This window comes from Mycobacterium sp. JS623 (assembly GCF_000328565.1).
GTDB lineage: Bacteria > Actinomycetota > Actinomycetes > Mycobacteriales > Mycobacteriaceae > Mycobacterium.
Window position 1 is genome coordinate 4206995 of sequence record NC_019966.1, and the last position, 24090, is coordinate 4231084.

Sequence of the window (24090 nt, forward strand, 5' to 3'; positions counted from 1 at the left end):
ATTTGACCGTGACTTTGGTCGGGGTCGCGACGGCGATGAGCGTCGCGGCGCCGGCACACGCCGACCCGCTCACCGACAACAATTTCCTCGGTGCGCTGACCAATGCCGGCATCGGCTACAACGACCCAGCCAGCACCGAGCAGCTTGGACAGTCGATCTGTCCGATGCTGGTCGAGCCGGGTAAGAACATGGCGTCGATCTACTCGACTGTCACCAACAACGGCATCAACCCCGCGATGGCGGCGTTCTTCACCGGCATCGCGATCCAGATGTACTGCCCGTCGGCGATGTCCTCGATCGGCAATGGGACGTTCCTGAATCAACTGGGCGGCCTGGGAATCCCTGGCATGTCCGGGATACCGGGAATCTAGTCACACGTCGCTCGGCCGCCGCCCAGTCACGGCGGCCACTAAGTTGGACTCGTGGCACTTCCCAATCTGACCCGCGAGCAGGCCGTCGAACGCGCCGCCCTCGTCACCGTCGACAGCTATCGCATCACCCTTGACCTCACCGACGGCGAGGGGAAACCGAGCGAGCGCACCTTCCGGTCGGTGACGACGGTCGAGTTCGACGCGTTGCCTGGCGCCGACACCTACATCGACATCGCCGCCGACGCGATTCGCAGCGCCACGCTCAACGGGCGCAGCATCGACGTGTCGGGGTATGACGAGTCCACCGGTATCCCGCTGGAAGGGCTCGCCGAACGCAACGTGCTGGTGGTTGACGCCGACTGCCGCTACTCCAACACCGGCGAGGGCCTGCACCGCTTCGTCGACCCGGTCGACGGCGAGGTCTATCTGTACTCCCAATTCGAAACCGCCGACGCCAAGCGGATGTTCGCGTGCTTCGACCAACCGGACCTCAAGGCCACCTTCGACGTCATGGTGACCGCGCCAAAGCATTGGCGAGTCATCTCGAACGGTGCCAGCGGACACGTGCATGGCGTCGGCGATGCACATGAGCACACCTTCGTCACCACGCCGAGAATGAGCACCTACCTCGTCGCGCTGATCGCCGGGCCGTACGCGCACTGGACCGACACCTACAGCGACGACCACGGCGACATTCCACTCGGCCTGTACTGCCGCAAGTCGCTCGCCGAATTCATGGATGCCGACCGGCTCTTTACCCAGACAAAGCAAGGATTTGGCTTCTACCACAACAACTTTGGCGTGACCTACGCGTTCGGTAAGTACGACCAGCTGTTCGTTCCCGAATTCAATGCGGGCGCAATGGAAAACGCGGGCGCGGTGACGTTCCTCGAGGACTACGTCTTCCGCAGCAAGGTCACCCGTGCGTCGTATGAACGGCGCGCCGAGACGGTGCTGCACGAGATGGCCCACATGTGGTTCGGCGATCTCGTCACCATGCAGTGGTGGGACGACCTGTGGCTCAACGAGTCGTTCGCGACATTCGCCTCGGTGCTGTGCCAGGCCGAGGCGACCGAATTCGCCGAGGCGTGGACAACTTTCGCGAACGTCGAGAAGTCGTGGGCCTACCGGCAGGACCAGCTGCCGTCGACGCATCCGGTGGCCGCCGATATTCCCGACCTGGCCGCCGTCGAGGTGAACTTCGACGGCATCACCTATGCCAAAGGCGCAAGCGTGCTCAAGCAGCTCGTCGCGTACGTCGGACTGGAGGAGTTCTTATCGGGCCTGAGGGATTACTTCCGCGACCACGCCTTCGCCAACGCCACGTTCGGCGATCTGCTTGGGGCACTGGAGAAGGCGTCGGGCCGTGACCTGTCCGGCTGGGGGCAGCAATGGCTCAAGACCACCGGGCTCAACACGCTGCGGCCCGAGTTCGATCTGGACGCTGACGGGCGATTCACCCGCTTCACGATCACGCAGAGCGGAGCGCAGCCCGGCGCCGGCGAGACCAGAGTGCATCGGCTTGCAGTCGGCATCTACGACGACGACGGCAGCGGCAAGCTTGTCCGCACCCACCGCGAGGAGCTCGACGTCGAAGGCTCGACCACCGATGTACCTGCGCTGCAAGGTGTTTCACGCGGCAAGCTGATCCTGGTCAATGACGACGACCTGACGTACTGCTCACTGCGGCTCGACCCCGAGTCGTTGCACGCGGCGCTCACCCGCATCGCCGACATCGCCGACCCGCTCCCCCGCACGCTGGCCTGGTCGGCGGCGTGGGAGATGACTCGCGAAGCCGAGCTGAAGGCTCGCGACTTCGTCGCGCTGGTCATCAGCGGTGTACACGCCGAAACCGAAGTGGGCGTTGCCCAGCGGCTGCTGTTGCAGGCGCAGACGGCGCTGAGCGCCTATACCGATCGTGAGTGGGCGACCGAAAACGGTTGGCCGGCGTTCGGCGATGCGCTGCTGGACTTGGCTCGTGAGTCGGCGCCGGGTTCAGATCATCAGCTGGCGTTCGTCAACGCGCTGTGCGCGTCCGTGCTGTCACCGAACCACGTCGCCGTGCTGTCGACGTTGTTGGACAACGAGCCCGGTGAGGTGAACATGCCGGGCCTGGTGATCGACACGGATCTGCGCTGGCGCATCGTCACGGCGCTGGCCGCCGCGGGCGTCGTCGACGCCGACGGCCCGGAAACCCCGTTCATCGACGCCGAGGCCGAACGCGACCCGACCGCAGCGGGCAAGCGTCACGCGGCTGCGGCGGCGGCCGCGCGGCCACAGGCCGCGGTGAAGGAGGCGGCGTGGGAGCAGGTCATCGAGGATGACACCTTGGCCAACATCACCGCGCGGGCGATCATCGGCGGATTCGTCCGGCCAGGACAGGAAGACGTGCTGAAGCCGTTCAGCGCCAAGTACTTCGACGTGATTTCGGGCGTGTGGGAGCGGCGGTCCAGTGAAGTAGCGCAGACGGTGGTGATCGGGCTGTATCCGGCTTGGGATGTCAGCCAGGCCGGTCTCGACGCCGCCACGCGGTTCTTGGACGACCCTGACGTCCCGCCGGCGCTGCGGCGGCTGGTGCTCGAAGGCCGTGCCGGCGTCGAGCGCGCTCTGCGCGCCCGCGCCTTCGACGTCACCTAACTACGCCGAGCGTGCGCGTCTGTACGCCGACACGCCGTGTCTGACGTACATTTCGCGCACGCTCGTCGCGGGTCTACACCGCTAGCGCTGCACGGATTTCTATGTAGCGCGTCAAGAAGGCGCGCTCGTCGAGGCGCTTCCGACGCAGCCATGCGGTGACTTCTTCGTTGCACTTGCTCGTATTACAGGACGCGCAGGCGGGCACGACGTTGTCGATCGTGTACCGCCCGCCTCGCGAGATCGCCATGACGCAGTCGCGTTGCAGCGGCGTACCAGTCGCACCGCAGTACGCGCAGCCGTTCCATGCGGCCTGGATCGCCGCCCACTGGGCGGCGGTGAGATCGTTGATAACGGCGCTGAGCCGACGCTTTCGTTTACGGGAAGCCCGTGCTTTGCGACTGCGACTGACCGCCATTCACAAAGCGTATGCATCGCGAGCGTGCGCAAACTGCCACAGAACTCCGGCGTGTCGTGTGCAGACTCGCACACTCGCGGTATTTACGTCAGCGGGGTGAGACGCCGGCACTCAGCACGCGAACCGCGCTGATCAGGCCGTCCATCAGATTGCCCTCTTTGAACGACGCGGCGGCCGCCGAGACGCCAAGCGGAGCAGACTCCTCGATGCCGCGGCCCTGAACGTCGGCGCCGTAAACCACCTCGATCGCACGCTGGTTGGGCGAAACCGCAAGCAGCACAGCGTTATTGGGTGTCGGCACCTTGGCGAGGATCTCGCGGGCCGTCGCAGCGGTGTCCGCACCGAGGTCGCCCAGGTAGACCGCGAAGCGAGCCCCGGCGTAGCGGGAGCCGTACTGCAGCGCGTCATCGAGGACGACCAGATCCTTCACCGGGAACGGATACGTCACCGACACGTCGCCGGGCTCGGTGACACCCGAGATCCGGCCGCTGGTGGTTACGACGAATCCGCGCGGCAGCTCGGCCGGAAGGGCATGGTCGACGACAGCGACTTCACCACTTGCCACTTGCGCCGCCTCCTACCGTCACGTGCGAGCCATGGCCACCGTGGCCGTGGTCGGCGGGTTCGTCAGAGGCCCACAGAATCGGCTCGTGGGTCCACTCTTCGGTCAGCTTGTAGGTCGCCGGGTGCGGGCCCTTGCGGTTCTTGCCGACGCCGTAGATGAGCGCGACCAACACCAGCAGCACAAGCAGCGGAACGCCCCCGAGGAGGGAATGAGTCAATGCGATGCTCACGTCGCAAACCCTATCGCAGCCTGCGACGAGCGCTCGCGGGAGGAGCCGACATCACAACTAGGCCGCGCCCTCACCCAGGTATCGCACCCACGCCGGGTCGAGTTCCTTGACCGACGACAGCAACCGCCAGTGCTGACCCTTCGGCGGCACCGGCACTGCGCGCAGCGTCCAGCCCAGCTCGGCGAGCAGCCGATCGGCCTTGCGGTGATTGCAGGTCGAGCAGGCCGCCACGCAGTTCTCCCACGTGTGTTCACCGCCGCGGCTGCGCGGCACGACATGGTCGACGGTGTCCGCCTTGCCTCCGCAGTAGGCGCAGCGGAACCGGTCGCGGTGCATCAGCGCCGCCCGGGTCATCGGGATGCGCGCCCGGTAGGGCACCCGCACGTAGGAATGCAGCCTGATCACCGACGGCACCACGATCGACCTGGTCGCGGAGTGGATCACGGGACCGTTCGGGTCGTCGTGCACCACGCTGGCTTTGCCGCACATCAGCATGATGACCGCCCGCCGCATGGGCAGAGCGGTCAACGGTTCGTAGGTGGAATTCAGGAGCAATACGCGCCGGCGGCCCCAGATGGAGGCCTCGTTCGTACTGGGCGGATGGGTGTCGACGCTGTGCAAGACGCGCGACTGCGCGTGAGCTATCGCGGGCCCGGATAAGCCCGCCGCGGCCGGGTGGTGCCGGTGGCCGCGACTCTTCTTGCGCTGCGCCATACGTCCTCCGATCGACAGTTCACCACGGATTGGGGACAATCGCACGACAATTCTGCCCGTGTTCGCTGGTCGCCCCAGTGAACTCTCGGTGACGTCACCGGCTGGCGGCCCGCAACCCGGCATCTGGACAATGGAGCGCGTGACCCAGGCGCAGCGCTCGTTCTACGACGAAGTCGGTGGCCACGACACCTTCCACACACTGGTGTCGCGGTTCTATCAGCTGGTCCGCGAGGACGAGGTTCTGCTTCCGCTGTATCCGCCCGACGAGCTCGACGCCGCCGAGGAGCGGTTGCGGATGTTCCTCGAGCAGTATTGGGGCGGCCCGCGCACCTACTCGGATCGGCGCGGCCATCCCCGGCTGCGGATGCGGCACGCCCCATTCAAGATCGGCTACGTTGAGCGCGACGCGTGGCTGCGCTGCATGCACAGTGCCGTTGCGGAGATCGACTCGCAGACGCTCGACGATGAGCATCGACAGGAACTTCTCAGCTACCTGGAAATGGCGGCACACTCGATGGTGAATTCACCCTTCTGATGACTGATCCGTCCCCCCAGTCGTGGTGGCGCAACGCGCTGTTCTATCAGGTCTATCCCCGGTCGTTTCGGGACGATGACGGGGACGGCGTCGGTGATCTCGACGGCGTCACCGCCAAGCTGGACTACCTCAAGGCGCTCGGCGTCGACGCGATCTGGCTGAACCCGGTGATGGTCTCGCCGATGGCCGACAACGGCTACGACGTGGCGGATCCGCGCGACGTCGACCCGCTGTTCGGCGGCATCGAGGCGCTGGACCGACTGACGGACGCCGCCCACCGGTTGGGCATGAAGGTGACCATGGATCTGGTGCCCAACCACACCAGCTCTGCACATCCGTGGTTTCAGGCGGCACTGGCGGCCAGCCCCGGCAGCGACCAACGCGAGCGCTACATCTTCCGCGACGGCACCGGGCCCCGCGGCGAGGCGCCGCCGAATAACTGGGTGTCGATCTTCGGCGGCCCCGCGTGGACGCGCGTCATCGAGGCAGACGGCAATCCCGGCCAGTGGTATCTGCATCTGTTCGACCGCGAGCAGCCAGACCTGAACTGGGACAACCCCGAGGTCTTCGACGACCTCGAGAAGACGCTGCGGTTCTGGCTGGAGCGCGGCGTCGACGGATTCCGTATCGACGTCGCGCACGGCATGGCCAAGCCCCCGGGGCTACCGGACATGGAAGTCATCAAGGCCGAGGTGCTGCTGGCCGATATGGACGACGACCCGCGGTTCAACAACGAGGGTGTCCACGAGATCCACCGCCAGATCCGTCGGGTGTTCAACGACTACCCGGACGCCGTCGCGATCGGCGAAGTGTGGGTGTACGACAACGAGCAGTTCTCCCGCTATGTGCGCGAGGACGAGCTGCACCTCGGCTTCAATTTTCGGCTGCTGCGCGCGAAGTTCGACGCCGCCGACATCCGCGGGGCCATCGAGAACTCGCTTGCCGCAACTGCTTTGGCGGATGCCGTGCCGACCTGGACGCTGGCCAATCATGACGTCGACCGCGAGCCGACGCGCTACGGTGACGGGCCTATCGGGTTGGCCCGCGCGCGGGCGATGGCGCTGGCGATGCTCGCCCTGCCGGGCGCGGTGTTCATCTACAACGGCGAGGAACTCGGCCTGCCGAACGTCGAGCTGCCCGACGAGGCGCTGCGCGACCCGGTGTGGGAGCGGTCCGGGCACACTCGTCGCGGCCGCGACGCCTCGCGGGTGCCGATGCCGTGGGAGGGCGACGCTCCGCCGTTCGGCTTCTCGTCGAGTCCCGACACGTGGCTGCCGCTGCCGCCGGAATGGGCGGAGTTGACGGTAGAGAAGCAGCTCGCCGACCCGGATTCGACGCTGTCGTTCTTCCGTCGAGCGATCGAATTGCGCCGCAGCCGAACAGAGTTCGGCGGGACTGCGGTCGAGTGGCTGGACTCCCCTGCCGACAGTGTGGCGTTCCGGAATAGCGGCGGGCTGGCCTGCGTGGTCAACACCGGCGTCCGCGCGATGGCCCTGCCCGACGGCGAACTGGTGTTGGCCAGTGGCCCGTTGACGGGCGGCAAGCTGCCGCCGAACACCGCCGCCTGGCTGGTCTAACTACCGCGAGCGGGCGCGTCTGCTCCGCGACACGCCGCCCAGCGATGGCAGTTTGCGCACCTTCACCCCGCCGCGAGCGTGCGCAGAATGTACGGGTTTACCGGCGTGTCAATGTGCAGACGCGCACGCTCGCGGGAAGAAGGTTAGCGCAAGACCAACGCGGGGTCGCCGCGGCGGCGGTACACCGAACCGAAGCGGGCGTCGATGCGCAACCACGTCGGCAGCGCGCGCACGCGGACGATCTCGTCGGCGGCGACGGTACCCGGATCCAGTTGCTCCGCCGATTGCGGTAGGAAACCCATTGCGGTCAAGGCGAATACGCAGCGCATCGGGATGCCGACATTCTCTTCACCCGAACTGACCGCCACGACCTCCTGATCCAGCAGCGACGCCGGCGGGCCGTGGGAGCTCGAGTGTTCCTTCGCCAAGGCGACGCCGCGCTGCGCAAGATCGAGAACCGCGCGCGCCGGCACGTCGTCGAGGTGCACAAAGCCGGTCTCCGGCGGAAGTGCGCCGCGCCACGCGGAATCCATCGGGAATCCGGGGTCGACGTACCCGTCGCGGTCCATCCCCGCCAGGCCCGCCGCCAGCGCGTCGGCGCCTGCGCTCAGGTCCGCCGGCTTCAGACTCCCCTGGACCACCCGGCTGGCCAACACATCGAAACCCGTTGCCACCCAAGCAACCACGAGCCCGCCCGAACGCTCTCGAAGCCTGATAACGGCGGCATCGTCGAGCCGCAACGCCCGTTCGGTGAACGTCTGCAAGTCCTCGCGATGCGTGGCGTCGTCGAGCCAGATACCGCGTTCAGGTGAGTTCATCGAAGATAGCGCTGCAGATAATCGCGCTGCGCGGGCGAAAGCCGTTCCAGCCGTTGCTCCTTGATGTGCACCGCGGCCAACTGGGTCTCGGCGATCACCGACGGCTTGGCATCCGGACGCCGCACTGAGCGCACCTCGTAGCCGATCGTGAAGTCGACGGCGCGCACCCGCTTCGAGAACATCGTCACCTGCAACGGCGAATCCCTGAGCCGCAGTTGACCCTTGTACAGGATCTTGACCTCGTGGATCAGCAGACCGATCTCTTCGATCACCGCCTCGAATGGCTCACGCAGAAAAGGAATTCTGGCCTCTTCGAGGATGGTGACCATCGTGGCGTGGTTGATGTGCTGATACATATCGATGTCGGACCACCGCACATGCACCGGCGCCACAAAACCTTGGTTGGATTCTCCTCGCGCGAGCCGCTCGTCGGCTGTCACCCAGTCTGTCCCGTTCCACTCGTTCGTGTCATGCTGCGCAGCTGGCGCGCCGCCACCGACAGCGTCGCCAGGTCGAGTTCGCCACTCTTGTAAATCTCGGTCAGCGTGCGCTGAGCCCGGCTCACCCGCGAACTGTTGGTCGCCTCCCACTCGACGATCTTCTCCTCGCCGGTCTCATCCGGCTCCCCCACTGCCAGCACGTCGAAGCACAAGGCCCTGATAGAGCCGTAGATGTCGTCGCGAATCGCCAAGCGGGCCAACGAATGCCAACGGTCGTCGCGCACCAGCCGGGACACCGCGGTCAACAGGCCGTCGGTGCCCAGGCGCTCCATTAGCGCGAAGTACGTGTCGGCGACCTCGGCCGGATCGCGGTCGACGATGTCGGCGATGTCGATGACGTCCAGCAGGCTGTACTGGTACAGCCCCGTCGCCACCATGTATGCCAGTTCCTGCGAGACGCCCTGCGCGCTGAACTCGCGGGCTTCCTTTTCGCAGATGATCTTGTCGTCGCCGCGCAGCCACTCCGACATCCGCGGTGTGAGCACCCGGACTTTCTCGGCGAACCGGTTGATCTCGGCGCCCACCGCCAGCGGCTGCGGCCGGTAGTTGAGCAACCAGCGTCCGGCGCGGTCGATGAGCCGACGCAGGTCCAGCGTCATTCGGTCCGACACCGCCACCGACACATCGGCGGCACGGATCTGCCGCCACACCTCACCGACGCGGAAGATCGCATTCGTGGCCACATAAGACCGCACCGCGTCGACGGGCCCGACACCCACGTCCTCGGAAACCCGGTAGGCGTAGGTGATTCCGCTGGTGTCGACGAGATCGTTGACCAGCATCGTGGTGACGATCTCGCGGCGCAGTTGATGTTGCCTGATCTCGCCGGCGAACTGGTCTCTCAGATTGCTCGGGAAGTACAACGGCAGCCGCGAGGCGAACACCTCCTGATCCGGCAGGTCGCTCTTGAGCACCTGGTCCTTCAGGGCCAGCTTGACGTGAGCCATCAGTGTCGCGAGTTCCGGTGAGGTCAGCCCGATTCCAGCTTCGGTCCGTCGCCCGATCTCCTTCTCCGACGGCAAGGCCTCCAGCTCGCGGTTCATTCCGTGTTCGGCGACGAAGTCCTTGATCATCCGCGCATGCACCGGCAGCAGGCTCGCCGCGTTGGCGCGACTGGTGCCCATCAGATCGTTCTGATCCTCGTTGTCGACCAACACAAGCCGGCCCACCTCGTCGGTCATCGAGGTCAGTAGCTGGGTGCGGTCCTCGGCGCGCACCTTGTCCGCAGTCACGAGTGAGTCGACCAGAATCTTGATGTTGACCTCATGGTCGGAGCAATCGACGCCAGCCGAGTTGTCCAACGCATCGGTGTTGCAGCGGCCGCCGGCCAGACAGAACTCGATGCGGCCGAGCGAGGTCACACCAAGGTTGCCCCCCTCGCCAATCACCTTGGCGCGCACCTGGTTTCCGTTCACCCGCACGGGATCGTTGGCGCGATCGCCGACGTCGGCGTCTGACTCCGTCTCGGCCTTGATGTAGGTGCCGATTCCGCCGTTGAACAGCAGGTCGGCAGGCGCCTTGAGGATCGTCTTGATCAGCGCAGGCGGTGTCAACTCTGCAATGCTGTCGGCGATGCCAAGGGCCGCCCGGACCTGCGGGCTGATCGGGATGGACTTCTGTTCGCGGCTGTAGACACCGCCGCCCTCGCTGATCAGCGACTGGTTGTAGTCCTGCCACGACGACCGCGGCAGATCGAAGAGCCTCTTGCGCTCATCCCACGACGTCGAGGCGTCGGGATTGGGGTCTACGAAGATGTGCCGATGGTCGAAGGCGGCCAGCAACCGGATGTGTTTCGACAGCAGCATGCCGTTGCCGAACACGTCGCCGCTCATGTCGCCGATGCCGACAACCGTGAAGTCCTCAGTCTGGGTGTCGACGCCCATTTCGCGGAAATGGCGCTTGACCGCCTCCCACGCACCCTTGGCGGTGATGCCCATCGCCTTGTGGTCGTAGCCGACCGAACCGCCGGACGCGAACGCATCGCCGAGCCAGAAGCCGTACGACGCGGCCACCTCGTTGGCGATGTCGGAGAAGGTGGCCGTGCCCTTGTCGGCGGCCACCACGAGGTAGGCATCGTCGCCGTCGCGGCGCACCACATCTATCGGGGTGACGACGTTGCCGGTTGACTTGTCGACGTTGTCGGTGAGGTCGAGCAGCCCGGCGATGAACAGCTTGTAGCAGGCCACGCCCTCGTTGCGGAACGCGTCACGATCGTTGGCGGGAGGCGGGTTCTTGACGACGAAGCCGCCCTTGGCACCGACGGGCACGATGACGGCGTTCTTCACCGCCTGCGCCTTGACGAGGCCGAGGATTTCGGTGCGGAAGTCCTCGCGCCGATCCGACCAGCGCAGGCCACCGCGCGCCACAAAGCCGAACCGCAAGTGCACGCCCTCGACCCGCGGTGAGTACACGAAGATCTCGAACCGGGGCCGCGGCAGCGGTACCTCGTCGATAAGACCGGGATTGAGTTTGACGGACAGCACGTTCTGTTGGCGAGCCGAACTCGCTTTGGTGACAAAGTAATTGGTGCGCAGCGTGGCCTGGATCATCGACGCAAACGCGCGCAGTACGCGGTCGGTGTCGAGGCTGACCAGTGCGTCGATATCGGCTGCCACGGCGGCCGCGGCCGTCTGCGCATCACGGCGCCGCGTCTCGTCCGATGGCTTCGGGTCGAACAGCGCCTCGAACAACTGGACCAGCGACCGCGCGGTGCGCGCGTTGCCGTTGATCACCCCTTCGATATGGGACTGGCTGTACGGAAACCCAGCCTGCCGCAGGTATTTCGCGTAAGTGCGCAGCACCGTAACCTGCTGCCAGGTCAGCCCCGCCCGCAATACCAATTCGTTGAAGCGGTCGATCTCGGCGCGGCCGTGCCAGATAGCGCTGACGGCGTCGGCGAACCGGTCGGCCATCGCAGCGCGGTCCGGGCCGGCCGGCGCGGTCGGAATGTCGGGGTGCGGCGAAATCTTGAACTGGTAGATCCACACGGGCAAGCCGTCGGGCCGCGTCACCGTGAACGGACGCTCCTCGAGGACGACGACGCCCATCGATTGCAGCATCGGCAGCAGTTGGCTCAGTGACGCCGACCGGCCGCCGAGGTACCAGGTGAGCTGTGCGATCCCGTCCGGGCCGCGATCACCGAGCACTAGCTTGACCGAATTGTCCTGCAGCCCTTCGATGATCGCGATGTCCTTGATCGCGTTCAATGGCGCGATGGCCTGCTTGTAAACCTCGGGAAAGGCCGCCGAGTAGTGCTCAGCCATGGCCTGGGTGATGGAGCCGGTCTTCACCGCGCCCATCAACCGGTCGCCCCAGGTCCTGGCGGCCTCGGTGAGCAGGTCCTGGATTCGCGATTCGTTGTCGAGCGAGACGTCGATGTCTTGAGGACGACGTCCTTCGGGCAGCCGCACTGTGAAATGTACGACGGCCCAAGGTGATTCACTGACGCGCGCGGCGTAATCGATGCTGACGCCGCCCATCTCGCGGACCAGGATGTCCTGCATCTCCAGTCGGACCGCGGTGGTGTACCGGTCGCGGGGCAGATACACCAGGCACGACACGAAGTGAGCGAGTTGATCGGCACGCAGGAAGAGCAGCGCGCGCCGCCGCGAGCCGAGGTCGACCACAGCCATCGCCATGTCGAGCAGTTCTCGGGCGGACAGCGCGAAGAGCTCCGAACGCGGGATGGTCTGGATGATGTCCAGCAGCAGCTGTCCCGGATGGCTGGGGTCGCGGTACGCCATCGCCAGCGCGTCGTTTACCCGTCGTGAAATCAGCGGTATTTCAAGGACATTGGCGTTCATCGCGGCGACGGTGAACAACCCGACGAACCGGTGCTCGATGGCTTCCCCCGCCGCGTTCTCGCGGACCACGACGATGTAGGGGTACGCGCCATAGCGCAGGAAGCTTGGCATGGTGGCCTGCGCCAGCACCAGCAGATCGTCGCTCGAGGTGAGTTGCGGAAGCACGTCGGTGCGCAACCGAAGTACGCCGAGACGGCTGGACGGGTCGACCGCGGCCCGACCATTGCTGACCTGGCAGCGTTGGTAGCCCAGCAGCACGAAGTGCCCGTCGGCCAGCCACCGCAGCAGCGCGGCGACGTCCTTGCGGTCGGAGCCCGGGAACCGGCCCTGGTAGTCGGAGTCGAGTTCGGCCGACAAACTGCGCAGCATGGCCGCCATCGACGTGGAGTCCAACGCCACCTGGCGGGCGTCGGCGAGCACGCTGGGCAGCAGGCGCCTGACTTCCTCGACCGATTTGGGGTCGGCCGACTCCGTCAGCTGGACGTGGATCCATGTCTCGTCGATCCCGTCACCGAACGGGGCGCCCGATGCCGGCGCGATGGCCAGCAGGTCACCGCTGGGCCCGCGCCGTACCCGGAAGACGGGATTCATGATGGCCTTGTAGGCCACCCCGAGCCGGTGCAGCAGCACGGTCACGGAGTCCATCAGCATCGACGCGTTGTCCGTGACGATCTGCAGCGCCGGACCGAACCCTCCCGGATCGTCCTCGGCATACACCGCGACCCGGGTGTCGCCGAACGCGCGGTGCGCGCCGAGTCGGTAGTGGGACTCAATCAGAGGCGGCGACAGCAGCATCTTGACCGCGCTGCGGTCCACCGGCGCGGTGACCGCCGAATCGGCGCCGGGCGCGTCACCGTGCGGGCCGCGGTAGGTCGCCATGTAGGCCCGTGCGAGCCGGGTGATGGTGTCCTGGCTCAGCGGCGGTGCGGTCGATCCGCCGACGCCTGTGCCAGTCCCCGGATTGACCGTCATCGTCGCTCCTAGCTACGCCCGCATACCGTCCAACGTTGGATGTCGCCGCCAAAGCGGCTCCGTGGTACGCAAATCGACACTAGTCGCGCGTGAGCCGGCGGTGGATCACCCTGTGCGGACGGGCCGCATCGATACCGAGTCGTTCCACCTTGTTCTCCTCGTAGGCGGCGAAGTTGCCCTCGAACCAGAACCATTTGGCCTCGTTGTCGTCGTCGCCCTCCCACGCCAGGATGTGCGTGCAGGTGCGGTCGAGGAACCACCGGTCGTGAGAAATCACGACCGCGCAGCCGGGGAACTTCTCCAGTGCGTTCTCCAGCGAACTCAGCGTCTCCACGTCGAGGTCGTTGGTCGGCTCGTCGAGCAGGATCAGGTTGCCGCCCTCTTTGAGGGTGAGCGCCAGGTTGAGCCGGTTGCGTTCACCGCCGGACAGCACGCCGGCCGGCTTCTGCTGGTCGGGTCCCTTGAACCCGAACGCCGACACGTAGGCACGGGACGGGATCTCGTTCTGGCCGACCTCGATGTAGTCGAGCTTGTCGGAGACGACCTCCCAGACCGTCTTCTTCGGGTCGATGCCGGCACGGCTCTGGTCGACGTAGCTGAGCTTGACCGTTTCGCCGACGCGGACTATTCCGCTGTCCGGCTGCTCGAGACCGACGATCGTCTTGAACAGCGTCGTCTTTCCGACGCCGTTCGGGCCGATGACGCCGACGATGCCGTTGCGCGGCAGCGTGAACGACAGATCCTTGATCAGCTGCCGGCCCTCGAAGCCCTTGTCGAGGTGCTCGACCTCGACCACCACGTTGCCCAGCCGCGGGCCGACCGGGATCTGGATCTCCTCGAAATCGAGCTTCCGGGTCTTCTCCGCCTCAGCGACCATCTCCTCGTAGCGCCCGAGCCTGGCCTTGCTCTTGGCCTGCCGAGCCTTGGCGCCCGACCGCACCCAGGCGAGTTCCTCCTGCAGGCGCTTCTGCAGCTTGGCGTCCTTGCGGCCCTGCACCGCGACGCGCTCGGCCTTCTTCTCCAGGTACGTCGAGTAATTGCCCTCGTACGGGTAGGCGCGGCCACGGTCGAGCTCGAGGATCCACTCGGCGACGTTGTCCAGGAAGTACCGGTCGTGGGTTACGGCGAGGATCGCGCCCTTGTACTGGGCGAGGTGCTGTTCGAGCCACAGCACGCTTTCTGCGTCGAGGTGGTTGGTGGGCTCGTCGAGCAGCAGAAGGTCCGGCTTGGACAGCAGCAGCTTGCAGAGCGCGACGCGGCGCTTCTCACCGCCGGACAGGTGCGTGACGGGCTCGTCGGGTGGCGGGCAGCGCAGCGCGTCCATCGCCTGCTCCAGCTGGGAGTCGATATCCCATGCGTCGGCAGCGTCCAGCTCCTCCTGCAGATGGCCCATCTCCTCCATGAGCTCATCGGTGTAGTCGGTAGCCATCAGCTCGGCGACCTCGTTGTAGCGGTTGAGCTTGGCCTTGATGGCCACGCCGTCTTCGACGTTTTCACGCACCGTCTTGGTCTCGTCGAGCTGTGGCTCCTGCTGCAGGATGCCGACGCTCGCGCCCGGCTGAAGAAGAGCGTCACCGTTGTTGGGAGTGTCCAGCCCGGCCATGATCCGCAAGACGCTTGACTTACCGGCCCCGTTCGGGCCGACGACGCCGATCTTCGCGCCTGGAAGGAAGTTCAGACTGACGTCGTCAAGGATCACCTTGTCGCCGTGCGCCTTGCGGACCTTCCGCATCGAATAGATGAATTCGGCCATTGCCGTTGTGTTGCCTTTCGTAATTCGCGAATTACCCGGGCCCATCCTAGGCGTGGCCGGAACCCGCTACGCGGACAGCGGCAGCGCCCTACCGTCGTCGACCTCGGCGGCGTCGGCCGTTTCGTCGGATTCGGGCTCGACCAGCGGTTCGTCTGCAGTCGGGCCCGCGTCCCTGGCGGAGGCCGTCTTTTCGATGATGCGCACGATCGACCGTGACAGGTCGGGGCCGACGGATGTGGCGCGCATCTCAAGAGTCGACCGACGATTGCCGTCGCGATCCTCGTATTCGCTGGTGTAGACGTGTCCGACGACGATCACCGGATCCCCTTTGCGAAGGGCCGCACCGACCCCGGTGACCAGCTTGCCCCAACAGTTGACCGTGACGAACAGTGAATTGCCCGGCTCCCACTTGCCGTCGGCGGTGCGGCGGCGAGAGTTGCTGGCGACTCGAAACTTCATGACCTCCTGGTCGCCGACTCTGCGGCCATGCGGGTCGTTGACGATGTTGCCCACTAGAGTTGGTTTGAGGGAGTCTTACAGCGAGGGCACCAGAGGTCGGCTAGGCATAGCTTCGATGAATCAGCCGGTCACTCGCTCGGCTGCTGTGCCGGTGTGTCTGCGGTGGCGGGAATCCCCGGTAACACGGCCCTGGGTCTGGCCACCTCAATTTCTTCTACCTGCACAAGTTCAGGTGCGGTAATGAACTGGGATGGCGTAACACCGCTCAAGCCGCAAGCCCATCCGTATAGCTCCATACCGGCGAGGGAGGGTCGAGCTTCGAAGACGGGTCGATCCCCTCCGCCCGGGCCGGGGCTGCCATACCTGTACGCACCTTCAATCAGGTTCAGCCTATGAAGGTTGCTCAATACGTGCGTCAACGCAGATTCGGCATCTACGTCCGGATCAGTCTCAAGGAGAAGGCTGACGAAGTCACTTAAGTCCACGTACATCACGGCACGGTTTCGCCCGTCGTCCATATTGAGACTAAAGCCGCTGCCGTGCAACGCAATCGCCCATTCTCTATAGAGAATGAAATGCGCCCGTATCTGCAGTGCGCTCATGGTGGTGATGACTTTCGTCCAGGTGACGCCCCTGTCGTCCTTGCCCGCCGGTGTCCGTCCGGCCGCAAGCACACCACCGAGATACTCGGCCATGAGTTCGTCATCGCTGTACGTACCGTCTTCAAGCATCGTATAGGCGAGTCGCGGAGCTACGATGCCATCTTCGCGGCCTAGCTTTTCGGCCTTGCGTTGCGCCTTCTCCGCGATGCGCTGCGCGTTGTTGAAGCGGTAGTAAGCCTTCTGCTCCAGATACAGGCCAATCTGGTCTGCCGCCCTGCCGAACACGCGCACTAGAAGTTCACCGGCAGCTTTCGAAAGACCTTCTGTCGCTGACTGAATCGCCTTACCTGCAGCAGCGGTTACCGGATCGATCAATGCTTCTTCCCCCTCGGTCGGCATCCGACCATGTTACGTGGGAACGGAAGGGATCAGCGAGGTCGTGGCGGGGTGCTGCCTCGGGCGGCCCGCACTCATTCACGAGGAGACGCCGCGCCGCGCCTTGCAATGGCCACAGATGGTCACGTCCACCATGGCCAGGCCAGAAAGTGACGGCAGCATCTCGACCACGGCGCGGTCGTTACGACCAGACAGACCACGGCATCGGAGATCGGTGTGGACCTTCCCGCCTGTGACCCGGTAAAAGCGCGGCCAGCCACCGAGGCTGGCCCTGACCTGATCGGAGTAATTCAACATGTCGCACTGTGCGACCAGGCGTTCCCGCAGCTCCTCGGTCGGCCTATGCCGAAGCTGCTCAACGGTCTGACGGTACTCGGCGAAGACGAGGGCGTGCTCCCTGTCGTGCTCAGCGGGTGACACGCGGCCACTCCAGCGCTTTGACCGACGTCCAGAGCGGGTCGGCCGCGAGTTGCAGTGCTGTTGTCATGAAGCGAACTGTAATCCGTTGTGGCCCGCCTCGATAGGCGTGCCAAAGCGTATAGGCACTTGTAGATGCGCATAGGGCACCGGTACGACGAAACCCCCTCGCCGGGAAAGGCTTACCAGCGAGAGGGTTTCGGGTGCAGCCCATCGGGCGCACGGGTGGGGTTGACGATTACCCCACAACGGTGGCGCGGATCTCATCCCGCACCCACCACAAGGCCTAAGGAAGGAAGCCCGGTGGTGTTGCTTGGTCGCTCCCCACTGGCGACAACCAGATGGCGGAGAGCAAGTCTTTAGTTCACGAATGACGTTGCGGTGACCCAATAATGCGTTGGCTGCATGCCGAAGTAGCCGACATCACCCCACAGGCGGGGGCCAGTGATCGCGTAACGCACGCCGTCGACGGCCAGCACGTCGCCGTGCTGCAAGGTGATCGCGGCGTCAATCGGTGCGCCGACCAGACCCTGGGTGTCGACAACGTTGCCTCGGGTGGAGACCGGCTGATCGGACTGCGGCGTCCCGAAAATCAGGCCAGACAACGTGCCGAGGTTCGCGCCGTTGTCCGTGATGCGAATGACGTTGCCGTCCGCGTCTACCGGGTCACCGTTGGCATTGCGTGCGGGTGCACGAAACACGGTGCCGATCACAGCGCGGTCACTCGATACCTGTTAAGTACGAACAGTTCTGCGAGAGTCCAGCCGGTGAAGGACGAGCGGTACGAGACCGACTCCGGTCCCTTAGTCTCGTCCATCAGCAGACCGCGAGGGTTACTCAACAGTCGGGCGCTGGCGGTGAGGATGACGGCGCGGATCTCATCGTTGGGGCCCGTGTCGGTCCAGCCGACCCCACGCGTATAGCTCTTGGCCATGGCGCTTACCACGCTGATGACCGCGCCACCCTGCTCCGAGGTGACGGTACGGCCAAGCAACGTAGCGAGATCGGCACTCGTCGGTGCCGCCACGATCAGCCCGCGACAGTCAGAAGCGTTACCGCGTGCGGATTAGTCAGGCACACGTCGTAACGGGTTACGGCCCTGATGCCAATCGAATCCTCTGCGCCAAAGGTCTGGTCCAGAATGGTCACCGAAGCGTCCACGTCGCGGGCGACGATGACACGCGAGAAGTCCACGATGGCAACCGCGTTCGCCGGGACATGCGAAGTGATGATGACCGGCAGGCCGAACAGATTCTCGCCAGCGGCGACGAAGGCGTTGTCCGCGTTGAAGATGTATCGGTGGTCAGTGGTGCTGACGCGCAACTTGCGCAGCGCCGAGAACGTGGCAGCCTGCATCGCGAGATGGGTGGGCTGAACGAAGTTCTGGCGGGCCACAGTCAGGCCGTCGATGATCGTGTCAGGGTCGGTAAGGTCGAGGGTGGCCCCGCCCGCGATTCCGCTTACCTGCAGAATGCCCTTGATCGTGTTCGAGGCCCCTGACCCCTGCCAGAGGCTCCCGTCGAGAACCAACGCGGTGTCTTCCACGACACGCTGCTGAATGACGGACTCCAGCGACAGCGCCGACATGCGCACCAGTTCATTGGAGACCTTCACGAGAACCTTGAGGGCCTGGAGGCTCGACGGCATGACGTCGATTTCCGAGGTTGCAACAGCGGAGTCGGCGATTGTGGCACCTGGTGCGGTGAAAGCGGCGGCAGGCGAAGTGCTGGCAGCCACTGGGATGCGCAACGGGGTCGCAGTGTCAACGATTACGGGGCCTGCGGACAGGAACGTGGAACGCTCCTGCAGGGGCCCGACTAGGAAGCTGGCGACCTGGGAGGCGATGAGCGCCGGATTGCCCGAAGGCGTGGCGATAGTCATGAGTGTCTTTCGTAGAGAACGGATTTACGCCAGCGCCAGGCTTCGGTAAGTGGATTGGGCACCAGGCCCGAAAGTGTGCGGAGTACCAGACTCCTACAACCAATTATACGTCACACCAGTGACTTTAGATGTGACAGCATGGAAAACGTTGCGCCGGAATCCTTCGCGCCTTGGCCCACATTTCCCCGTGGCGTGCGCGAGGCTAGATGAGGCTTGGCGGTGAGCAATTCATCCACGGCGGCGTTGACCTTGTCGGCGTCGTCAAGGTCGGCGCTCCACTCCAGATCGGTGGCGTCAGCCAGCTTGCCGGTAGCGGATACCCTCGCGGTGAACAGTTGGCGGGCAAGGTCTTCGGCGCGGGTCTCGGCTGCCTTAGCCTTGTCACGGTAACCGGCGCTCTCGCGGCGGATCCGTTCCACGTAATCTCGCGGGAACTGGTCGGCGTTCTCGTCGGCCTCGGTGGTGTCTTCCGTCTGCTCCTCGGTGGTTTCGGTTGCCTCCGTCGTCACCTCGGCGTCGGTGGCTGTCACTTCTGCGCCTTCCATGGCGTTGTTCCTCTCGACTGTGATGCGCCGTGCAGGGGCCTGTGTGGCCCGTGGGCGCACGTTCTACTGGTGGGCAGGGTTAGGGGATGGCTTGACGGCGTCGCGGACGTAGCGGCCAATCGAAATGTCGGCACCGATGGAGGCGTCGCGCTGGACGTTGTCCAACTCCTCGGCGATCTCCCCATCGGTCAGGCCAAGCCTCCGCAGAATGGCGGTGCGGCTTAAAATGCCACTGCTGTACAGCTTCTGGGCGGCGTCTGCTTCAGCGGCCTGCGAGCGGGTATCGGCTGGCGACCAGGCCACCTTCACCGCGACCGTTGACGGGTTTACACCCGCCCGGATCGCGGCCAGGAGGCGTGCGACCGCTTCCCATGACCTGCCGAACATGAGTTGCTTGGACTCTGCCCGCGAAGTCAATCCCGCTTCGGCTGCCCGGATCGCGTCCGCTGTCGACGGATTCGCGGTTGTGATCCCACACATATGGGCAGGCAGTGCGGACACAGCCATAACGGCCTGAATCCAAACATCCACAGCCGTACGGAATCCGGCGAGATTAGCGCCATCGAGCTGGCCGAACTTCGCAGCATCGTTAGACGCCAGCATCGCCCTGTTCCCCTCAGGGATCGGCGAGACTGCCTCCATGATCGGTTCGCCATCGACTAGAACGGGGTTGCCGTCTGCGTCGAGCACCGGCTGTTCAGTTGCTTCAATTCCTGTCGCCCACCTGCGAGGGCGTGCGGTAAACTCCTGTGCGACAGCCAGATCGGCCAAAGTCTTATTCAGACCATCCACCAGACACTTCAGCGGGTCGATCTCCGACGCGCCCGACTCTTCCAAGTACACCGGGTCCATGTTCATCAACGGAAGTAGGTCGGCATTCACGAACGGGACGACCGGCACCAAACCAAGCGGATTAGGTACCACCTCAAGTAGCTCGAACTCGCCTGAGCCGCCAGGCGAATTAGACCTCCAGTGCTGCACCTCATCAGGCAAGTAAATCCAAGCTTCGGTGTAGCCCACTGTCGTCGGTGTGGTCTTCACGCGGATGCGCTTACAGCCGACGACCACCTCACGGGTCACCGGATCGCGCTTCACGGCCACGTTTTCGGCAGACTCGACAGTGGCCCGAGGGTTGCCCTGCTCATCGGACCACACCAAACAGAAGGACTGGCCCTGCAACAGGGCCTCTTTGTGGATAACGTCGGCGAGCTGGTCGAGATCGTTAGAGATGAAATCCGGCCACGGATCGACACTGCCGCTAAACCCCGCCACGCGCAGCCGCTCGGTTAGAGAGGTGATCTGTACGCGTGGGAAGTTCACCGCCAACACGCCCATACGGTTACCAAGAGCGGCGCGGGACTCCGGAGACAGAAACGCCAAGGGCTGCTTACCGCGCCAGTAGGCGGTGTTCTCCGTGCGGCGATGTACACCAGCGTCGATGCGCTGCAACATCTCGATCAGTAGTGGGCTGCTCATGACGGGAAACTCCACGCTCGATTCTTCTTCTTAGGGTGGGTGGCCAGCCATGAGGCCCTGGAGTACGCCATGACTGCTGTGATCGCCGCGTCGATTCGACCGGCGTGGCGCGACCGACTGGCCTTCACCATGCGCCCGCCACGGTTGTCTTCTGTCAGAACGGCATTGCCGATGTGCTCGGCCATGATCGGATGCCCGGAGTGGGTGAGCTGGTCATTTCGACAGGCGGTCAAGAACTCCGCTGTGGCAGCGCTCATCCGCGAAACCGTCTGGGGAAACTCCACTATCGGCAACCCCTCGGCCTGGAGCACCGCGAGTGATCGCTGCCATCGATAAGTATCCGCGCAGATCTCGGCCACCTGCCAGTGCTGGCAAGCGTTCCGGATGGCTTGCTCGACCTCCAAGATCGGTACCCGCCAATCGGTTTGGGAGTAGTCTGGCCGCTGCCATGCCTGCACCACGTCGATATGCGGCGTACGCGAAACCGTGGCCACTGTCAAAACCGTTGCATCCGTGCCGGAATAGGATCCATCGAACGACAACACGACCTTGCTGCCCGGCGGCACAATCTCGCCCGTCGAGAGCGACTCCCACAGACCAGGAGGCAAAGCGGAGTCGTCGGTGGAGCTGACCCACTGCACGAGACGTGCCCGGCGAAAATGTGATTCGGACATCTTCGGTGGCTGCAGAGCCATCAACGCGTCTCGAAACAGGAAATCGTCCAGACCTGGGTTGGCCGCAGAAAGACAGCCGCTCCCTGGTCCGTCGCCGTGGTCGTCGCAGTCGGTCGGGTGGTCGGGCCACTGTGCCGCGCTGATCTCCCGGTACACCTGCGAAGGGTCGTCAGGGTTGTCTAGGGCGTGCTGGCGGAACTGTGCGAGTACGTTGTCCGGTCGCGGGCCAGGCGTACCGATCAGCAGAATCAGGCTGGTCGGCTTCTTACCGCTCGCGAGGGCCACGACTTCGTAGACCTCCTGGTCCACGCGTCCACCCTCATCCACGACGCAGAAGTCCGGCGAGCGTCCCTCCAGCGCGGGTGCACTGCCGGGAAGACACACCAGCTCAGCACCACGGGCCGGAATCACCAGCCGCTCCCGGTACACCTGAACCCGCGTCTCAAGCTCGGAGTGACGCGCAATGAACTTCGCCGCGATCCCGAAGACGATGCCCGCCTGATTCTGGTCAACCGCAACAACATCAACGGAAACGTCATCGCCTCCGGTGAGCAGGACGTAACAAGCCATCGCCGCTGCCAGCGTGGATTTCGCATTTCCTCTAGCGAGGGCCCAGGCCGCTAGCCGTGGGCGCGGCACCGGATCCCAAACGGACGCAACAAGATCCAACTGCCACGGGCGCGGATCGAACACCTTGCCACCAGAGAGCCGCAAATACTTCCGGCAGAAACGCCCGAACGCTTCCGACTCCGACTCACCACGCTTACGTCGCCACGGCAACGGGGACTCATCCACTGGCGGGCGTGGTCCGCGCCTCATTGGTGGCGGCATGCGTTTCGGTTCTCCTGGGCGGCAGAGATATTTAAGCGGCGCGGTGTGCAAGAGGGGGTCCGGGCCAGCCGCAGGTCGGGGGCACTCCCCCAGTCCGGATGGTGTGGACTTGCACCGCCCTGAGCTGCGGAAACGGGAGGGTGCAGTTACATCGCCTTTTGGCGTCGTCTGCGGGCCCGGCGTGTAGCTAGGCCTACGGACGGTTGTAGTCGCGTACCGTGACGTCCCTACTTAAGGGGTCATATGAGTCCACGAGCGTTCGTCGCCATTCTCGGTGTTCTGTTGATAGTTGCCGGGTTCGCGGTCTACCTCTACCAACCCACCGTTTCGGACCAGGGCTACTCGGTGCAGTGCGAAAAACACGGCGCTCAGGGAGCCCCACAAGTGATGGACAACAGGAACGTGATGCAGGGTGTTCAAACTGACCTCGCGGGCATGTGCCGCGACAAGGGCGAGGTCCTAACGTTCCTGCAGGCGGGGCTGTTCGGCGTTGGTGTCATTACCGTGATGGGTTGCGCTGCAATACGGACGAAGAAGGATGCCTAGCGAGTCCTCGCGTTTGGCCCACGGGCTGCGCCACGGAGGCGGTTGCATCGAGGACAACAGACAGAAACGTCCAGTCCCGGTCTGATGGGTAGTCCCTTGGCTTTGCGAATCCACGCCGACGGATGGTGATCCAGCTCAAGCGGCGTCTGAGCGGCAGTCAAGCCACAGTCTGAGCAGAAGGGTTGTCTGGCCCTGCAGGTCCGAGAGAGGCGATCCCAGGCGGCATCTCGGCCCCGCCTGCCTCGGTTGCGCGTGTCCTTCGGTCGGCAGTCCTGACATCTGCTGGCCTCAGTTGGCTGGCCGCACGACAGGCACGGCTTGGGCACTAGCCGCCGAACATGCCAGTGAGTGTGGCCTTCTCGATCTGTTGGCGGAGGTTCTCCAGCTCGGCGACGGAGGCCAAAAAGTTGGCGCTAGTGCCATCCGGCTTGCCGAGGCGGATGAGGTATCCGCGTTCCTCGTTGTCGGTCTCTAGGGCCTGGACGAGGCAACCAGTCAGGCTGCTGACTCCGGGGATCTTTACGTCTACGTGGTCGCTCATCGGTTCCTCTTGTTAGGCGGGCCTTTTGGAATGGAGTAGCGGCGCCGCCGGTGCGGTGCGTGGCATCCGGCGAGCACTTCGGCGGAGCCGACTGAATGTGAACCATGGAGATGGCAGCCTTGGCAGAAGGGGCAGGCCACGAGGGCGTTGCCGTGCTTGACTGAGATCAGCCTGGCAGTACCGGTAGCCCACGGGGTGGACGCGGTCACGCTGCCTTCACGCGCTAACACCCTCTCCCCGTAGCGTTCGCTCGCGGCGTCGTGCCCGGAACAGGTCCAGCTCGGAACGCGGATAGACCAGGCGGTGACCGTCTCGCCAACTGGTCGGCCCGCGTCGCTGGTGACGGAGTTCGTAGAGCCAGGAAGTGGACACACCGAGGTAGGCGGCTGCCTGTTCAATGGTCAGGTTCTCGTCAGTGTGAGTCATGTTCTGCTCCGAATATGTTGTGCGGGTGCATAAGCAGGGCTGCGGAGGGAGGGTGCATCCCTTGTCATTGCGGCGCTGTGCATTTTGTTGTCGGCCGAATTGGTTGAGCGCCTTGGGGCTTCGCCGTTCGCTCGTGGGCATACATGCGTCCTAACGGGATTGATCTCTTCAAGAGAAGAGATCGGCCTAGTGGTCGCTCACAGCTCACGCTGCTTAGGTCTGGGACGATAGGCACCCGGTTATCCACCACGCCCAGTTATAGCGCCGGGCCTGCCCGCTCTTTTACTGCCTTAGGGTCGCCGAGATGGCTTGCGACGCCAAGTGTTCGGCTTGCGTGATCGCCCGCATGGGCGGAAGTCGGTGGGACGGTGATGCCTGTAGAAGCTCTTAGCTTCTGCCATCTCTCC

Annotated in this window: 24 protein-coding genes; 5 read left to right on the forward strand and 19 right to left on the reverse strand. The window is 64.6% G+C overall.

The genetic code is table 11. The features are described from left to right. Positions 1 to 8 precede the first annotated feature (8 nt). Positions 9 to 371 carry a DUF732 domain-containing protein gene (locus MYCSM_RS20635; protein WP_015308103.1) on the forward strand — a complete coding sequence of 121 codons (363 nt, stop codon included), beginning with the start codon at positions 9 to 11 and terminating at the stop codon, positions 369 to 371. Between the two features lie 51 nt (positions 372 to 422). After that, complete coding sequence (gene pepN, locus MYCSM_RS20640; RefSeq protein WP_015308104.1) at positions 423 to 3008, forward strand: aminopeptidase N; 2586 nt, start codon at positions 423 to 425, stop codon at positions 3006 to 3008. A gap of 73 nt (positions 3009 to 3081) precedes the next feature. On the opposite strand, the gene MYCSM_RS20645 is transcribed toward pepN, so the two are convergent. The 4 genes from MYCSM_RS20645 to MYCSM_RS20660 form a co-directional block, all read right to left on the reverse strand. Next, the gene (locus tag MYCSM_RS20645) at positions 3082 to 3423 is read right to left on the reverse strand and encodes an HNH endonuclease (protein ID WP_015308105.1); all 342 of its coding nucleotides are present in this window, start codon (positions 3421 to 3423) and stop codon (positions 3082 to 3084) included. Positions 3424 to 3511: 88 nt separating this feature from the next. Next, positions 3512 to 3988, reverse strand: coding sequence for a DUF5130 domain-containing protein (locus MYCSM_RS20650; RefSeq protein ID WP_015308106.1), 477 nt, complete (start codon positions 3986 to 3988; stop codon positions 3512 to 3514). Then, the gene (gene ctaJ / locus MYCSM_RS20655) at positions 3975 to 4217 is read right to left on the reverse strand and encodes an aa3-type cytochrome oxidase subunit CtaJ (protein WP_015308107.1); all 243 of its coding nucleotides are present in this window, start codon (positions 4215 to 4217) and stop codon (positions 3975 to 3977) included. The genes MYCSM_RS20650 and ctaJ overlap by 14 nt, the downstream gene beginning before the upstream one ends. A gap of 57 nt (positions 4218 to 4274) precedes the next feature. Beyond that, the gene (locus tag MYCSM_RS20660; protein ID WP_015308108.1) at positions 4275 to 4931 is read right to left on the reverse strand and encodes an HNH endonuclease; all 657 of its coding nucleotides are present in this window, start codon (positions 4929 to 4931) and stop codon (positions 4275 to 4277) included. A 130-nt stretch (positions 4932 to 5061) separates the two neighbouring features. On the opposite strand from MYCSM_RS20660, the gene MYCSM_RS20665 reads away from it, so the two are divergent. Together MYCSM_RS20665 and MYCSM_RS20670 are read left to right on the forward strand one after the other, a co-directional pair. After that, positions 5062 to 5466, forward strand: coding sequence for a globin (locus MYCSM_RS20665; RefSeq protein WP_015308109.1), 405 nt, complete (start codon positions 5062 to 5064; stop codon positions 5464 to 5466). After that, positions 5466 to 7043: a glycoside hydrolase family 13 protein gene (locus MYCSM_RS20670; RefSeq protein WP_015308110.1), complete on the forward strand. Its 1578-nt coding sequence runs from the start codon at positions 5466 to 5468 to the stop codon at positions 7041 to 7043. The genes MYCSM_RS20665 and MYCSM_RS20670 overlap by 1 nt, the downstream gene beginning before the upstream one ends. Before the next feature lie 143 nt (positions 7044 to 7186). Here the strand turns inward: MYCSM_RS20670 and MYCSM_RS20675 are convergent, their stop codons facing one another. From MYCSM_RS20675 to MYCSM_RS20735, 13 genes are all read right to left on the reverse strand, one after another. Beyond that, a complete protein-coding gene (locus MYCSM_RS20675; RefSeq protein ID WP_015308111.1) occupies positions 7187 to 7861 on the reverse strand; it encodes a hypothetical protein in 675 nt (224 codons plus the stop codon). Further along, entirely contained in the window at positions 7858 to 8301 is a 444-nt protein-coding gene (locus MYCSM_RS20680) for an acyl-CoA thioesterase (RefSeq protein WP_015308112.1), read from the reverse strand. Before MYCSM_RS20680 ends, MYCSM_RS20675 begins: the two co-directional genes overlap by 4 nt. Then, positions 8298 to 13136, reverse strand: coding sequence for an NAD-glutamate dehydrogenase (locus MYCSM_RS20685; protein ID WP_015308113.1), 4839 nt, complete (start codon positions 13134 to 13136; stop codon positions 8298 to 8300). Before MYCSM_RS20685 ends, MYCSM_RS20680 begins: the two co-directional genes overlap by 4 nt. 79 nt (positions 13137 to 13215) lie before the next feature. After that, positions 13216 to 14889: an energy-dependent translational throttle protein EttA gene (gene ettA, locus MYCSM_RS20690; RefSeq protein ID WP_015308114.1), complete on the reverse strand. Its 1674-nt coding sequence runs from the start codon at positions 14887 to 14889 to the stop codon at positions 13216 to 13218. A gap of 66 nt (positions 14890 to 14955) precedes the next feature. Continuing rightward, positions 14956 to 15402, reverse strand: coding sequence for a single-stranded DNA-binding protein (locus MYCSM_RS20695; RefSeq protein ID WP_015308115.1), 447 nt, complete (start codon positions 15400 to 15402; stop codon positions 14956 to 14958). A 74-nt stretch (positions 15403 to 15476) separates the two neighbouring features. After that, positions 15477 to 16349: a hypothetical protein gene (locus MYCSM_RS20700; RefSeq protein WP_015308116.1), complete on the reverse strand. Its 873-nt coding sequence runs from the start codon at positions 16347 to 16349 to the stop codon at positions 15477 to 15479. A gap of 75 nt (positions 16350 to 16424) precedes the next feature. Beyond that, positions 16425 to 16766, reverse strand: a complete 342-nt coding sequence (locus MYCSM_RS20705) for a hypothetical protein (protein WP_015308117.1) — start codon at positions 16764 to 16766, stop codon at positions 16425 to 16427. Between the two features lie 356 nt (positions 16767 to 17122). After that, on the reverse strand, positions 17123 to 17476 hold the full coding sequence (locus MYCSM_RS20710) for a hypothetical protein (RefSeq protein WP_015308118.1): 354 nt from the start codon (positions 17474 to 17476) through the stop codon (positions 17123 to 17125). Next, positions 17473 to 17790: a hypothetical protein gene (locus MYCSM_RS20715; RefSeq protein WP_015308119.1), complete on the reverse strand. Its 318-nt coding sequence runs from the start codon at positions 17788 to 17790 to the stop codon at positions 17473 to 17475. Before MYCSM_RS20715 ends, MYCSM_RS20710 begins: the two co-directional genes overlap by 4 nt. Before the next feature lie 2 nt (positions 17791 to 17792). Then, the gene (locus MYCSM_RS20720; protein WP_015308120.1) at positions 17793 to 18644 is read right to left on the reverse strand and encodes a phage major capsid protein; all 852 of its coding nucleotides are present in this window, start codon (positions 18642 to 18644) and stop codon (positions 17793 to 17795) included. Positions 18645 to 18754: 110 nt separating this feature from the next. Further along, positions 18755 to 19174 carry a hypothetical protein gene (locus tag MYCSM_RS20725; RefSeq protein WP_041314562.1) on the reverse strand — a complete coding sequence of 140 codons (420 nt, stop codon included), beginning with the start codon at positions 19172 to 19174 and terminating at the stop codon, positions 18755 to 18757. A 78-nt stretch (positions 19175 to 19252) separates the two neighbouring features. Then, positions 19253 to 20680 (reverse strand): phage portal protein, encoded by a 1428-nt coding sequence (locus MYCSM_RS20730; RefSeq protein ID WP_157681366.1) that lies wholly within the window; start codon positions 20678 to 20680, stop codon positions 19253 to 19255. Next, positions 20662 to 22170 (reverse strand): terminase TerL endonuclease subunit, encoded by a 1509-nt coding sequence (locus MYCSM_RS20735; protein WP_015308123.1) that lies wholly within the window; start codon positions 22168 to 22170, stop codon positions 20662 to 20664. The genes MYCSM_RS20730 and MYCSM_RS20735 overlap by 19 nt, the downstream gene beginning before the upstream one ends. Positions 22171 to 22413: 243 nt before the next feature. On the opposite strand from MYCSM_RS20735, the gene MYCSM_RS20740 reads away from it, so the two are divergent. Next, positions 22414 to 22716 carry a hypothetical protein gene (locus MYCSM_RS20740; RefSeq protein ID WP_015308124.1) on the forward strand — a complete coding sequence of 101 codons (303 nt, stop codon included), beginning with the start codon at positions 22414 to 22416 and terminating at the stop codon, positions 22714 to 22716. A 325-nt stretch (positions 22717 to 23041) separates the two neighbouring features. Here MYCSM_RS20740 and MYCSM_RS20745 read toward each other — a convergent pair whose 3' ends face one another. Next, a complete protein-coding gene (locus MYCSM_RS20745) occupies positions 23042 to 23257 on the reverse strand; it encodes a hypothetical protein (RefSeq protein WP_015308125.1) in 216 nt (71 codons plus the stop codon). A gap of 216 nt (positions 23258 to 23473) precedes the next feature. Continuing rightward, positions 23474 to 23683, reverse strand: coding sequence for a helix-turn-helix domain-containing protein (locus MYCSM_RS37290; RefSeq protein WP_157681367.1), 210 nt, complete (start codon positions 23681 to 23683; stop codon positions 23474 to 23476). Between the last annotated feature and the right edge of the window lie 407 nt (positions 23684 to 24090).

Bases quoted from the DNA above. Each gene is read 5' to 3' on its own strand.
- MYCSM_RS20645 (WP_015308105.1), bottom strand. From the start codon at position 3,423: ATGGCGGTCAGTCGCAGTCGCAAAGCACGGGCTTCCCGTAAACGAAAG.
- MYCSM_RS20660 (WP_015308108.1), bottom strand. From the start codon at position 4,931: ATGGCGCAGCGCAAGAAGAGTCGCGGCCACCGGCACCACCCGGCCGCG.
- MYCSM_RS20665 (WP_015308109.1), top strand. From the start codon at position 5,062: ATGGAGCGCGTGACCCAGGCGCAGCGCTCGTTCTACGACGAAGTCGGT.
- MYCSM_RS20670 (WP_015308110.1), top strand. From the start codon at position 5,466: ATGACTGATCCGTCCCCCCAGTCGTGGTGGCGCAACGCGCTGTTCTAT.
- MYCSM_RS20675 (WP_015308111.1), bottom strand. From the start codon at position 7,861: ATGAACTCACCTGAACGCGGTATCTGGCTCGACGACGCCACGCATCGC.
- MYCSM_RS20685 (WP_015308113.1), bottom strand. From the start codon at position 13,136: ATGACGGTCAATCCGGGGACTGGCACAGGCGTCGGCGGATCGACCGCA.
- ettA (WP_015308114.1), bottom strand. From the start codon at position 14,889: ATGGCCGAATTCATCTATTCGATGCGGAAGGTCCGCAAGGCGCACGGC.
- MYCSM_RS20700 (WP_015308116.1), bottom strand. From the start codon at position 16,349: ATGCCGACCGAGGGGGAAGAAGCATTGATCGATCCGGTAACCGCTGCT.
- MYCSM_RS20720 (WP_015308120.1), bottom strand. From the start codon at position 18,644: ATGACTATCGCCACGCCTTCGGGCAATCCGGCGCTCATCGCCTCCCAG.
- MYCSM_RS20735 (WP_015308123.1), bottom strand. From the start codon at position 22,170: ATGCCGCCACCAATGAGGCGCGGACCACGCCCGCCAGTGGATGAGTCC.
- MYCSM_RS20740 (WP_015308124.1), top strand. From the start codon at position 22,414: ATGAGTCCACGAGCGTTCGTCGCCATTCTCGGTGTTCTGTTGATAGTT.
- MYCSM_RS20745 (WP_015308125.1), bottom strand. From the start codon at position 23,257: ATGAGCGACCACGTAGACGTAAAGATCCCCGGAGTCAGCAGCCTGACT.
- MYCSM_RS37290 (WP_157681367.1), bottom strand. From the start codon at position 23,683: ATGACTCACACTGACGAGAACCTGACCATTGAACAGGCAGCCGCCTAC.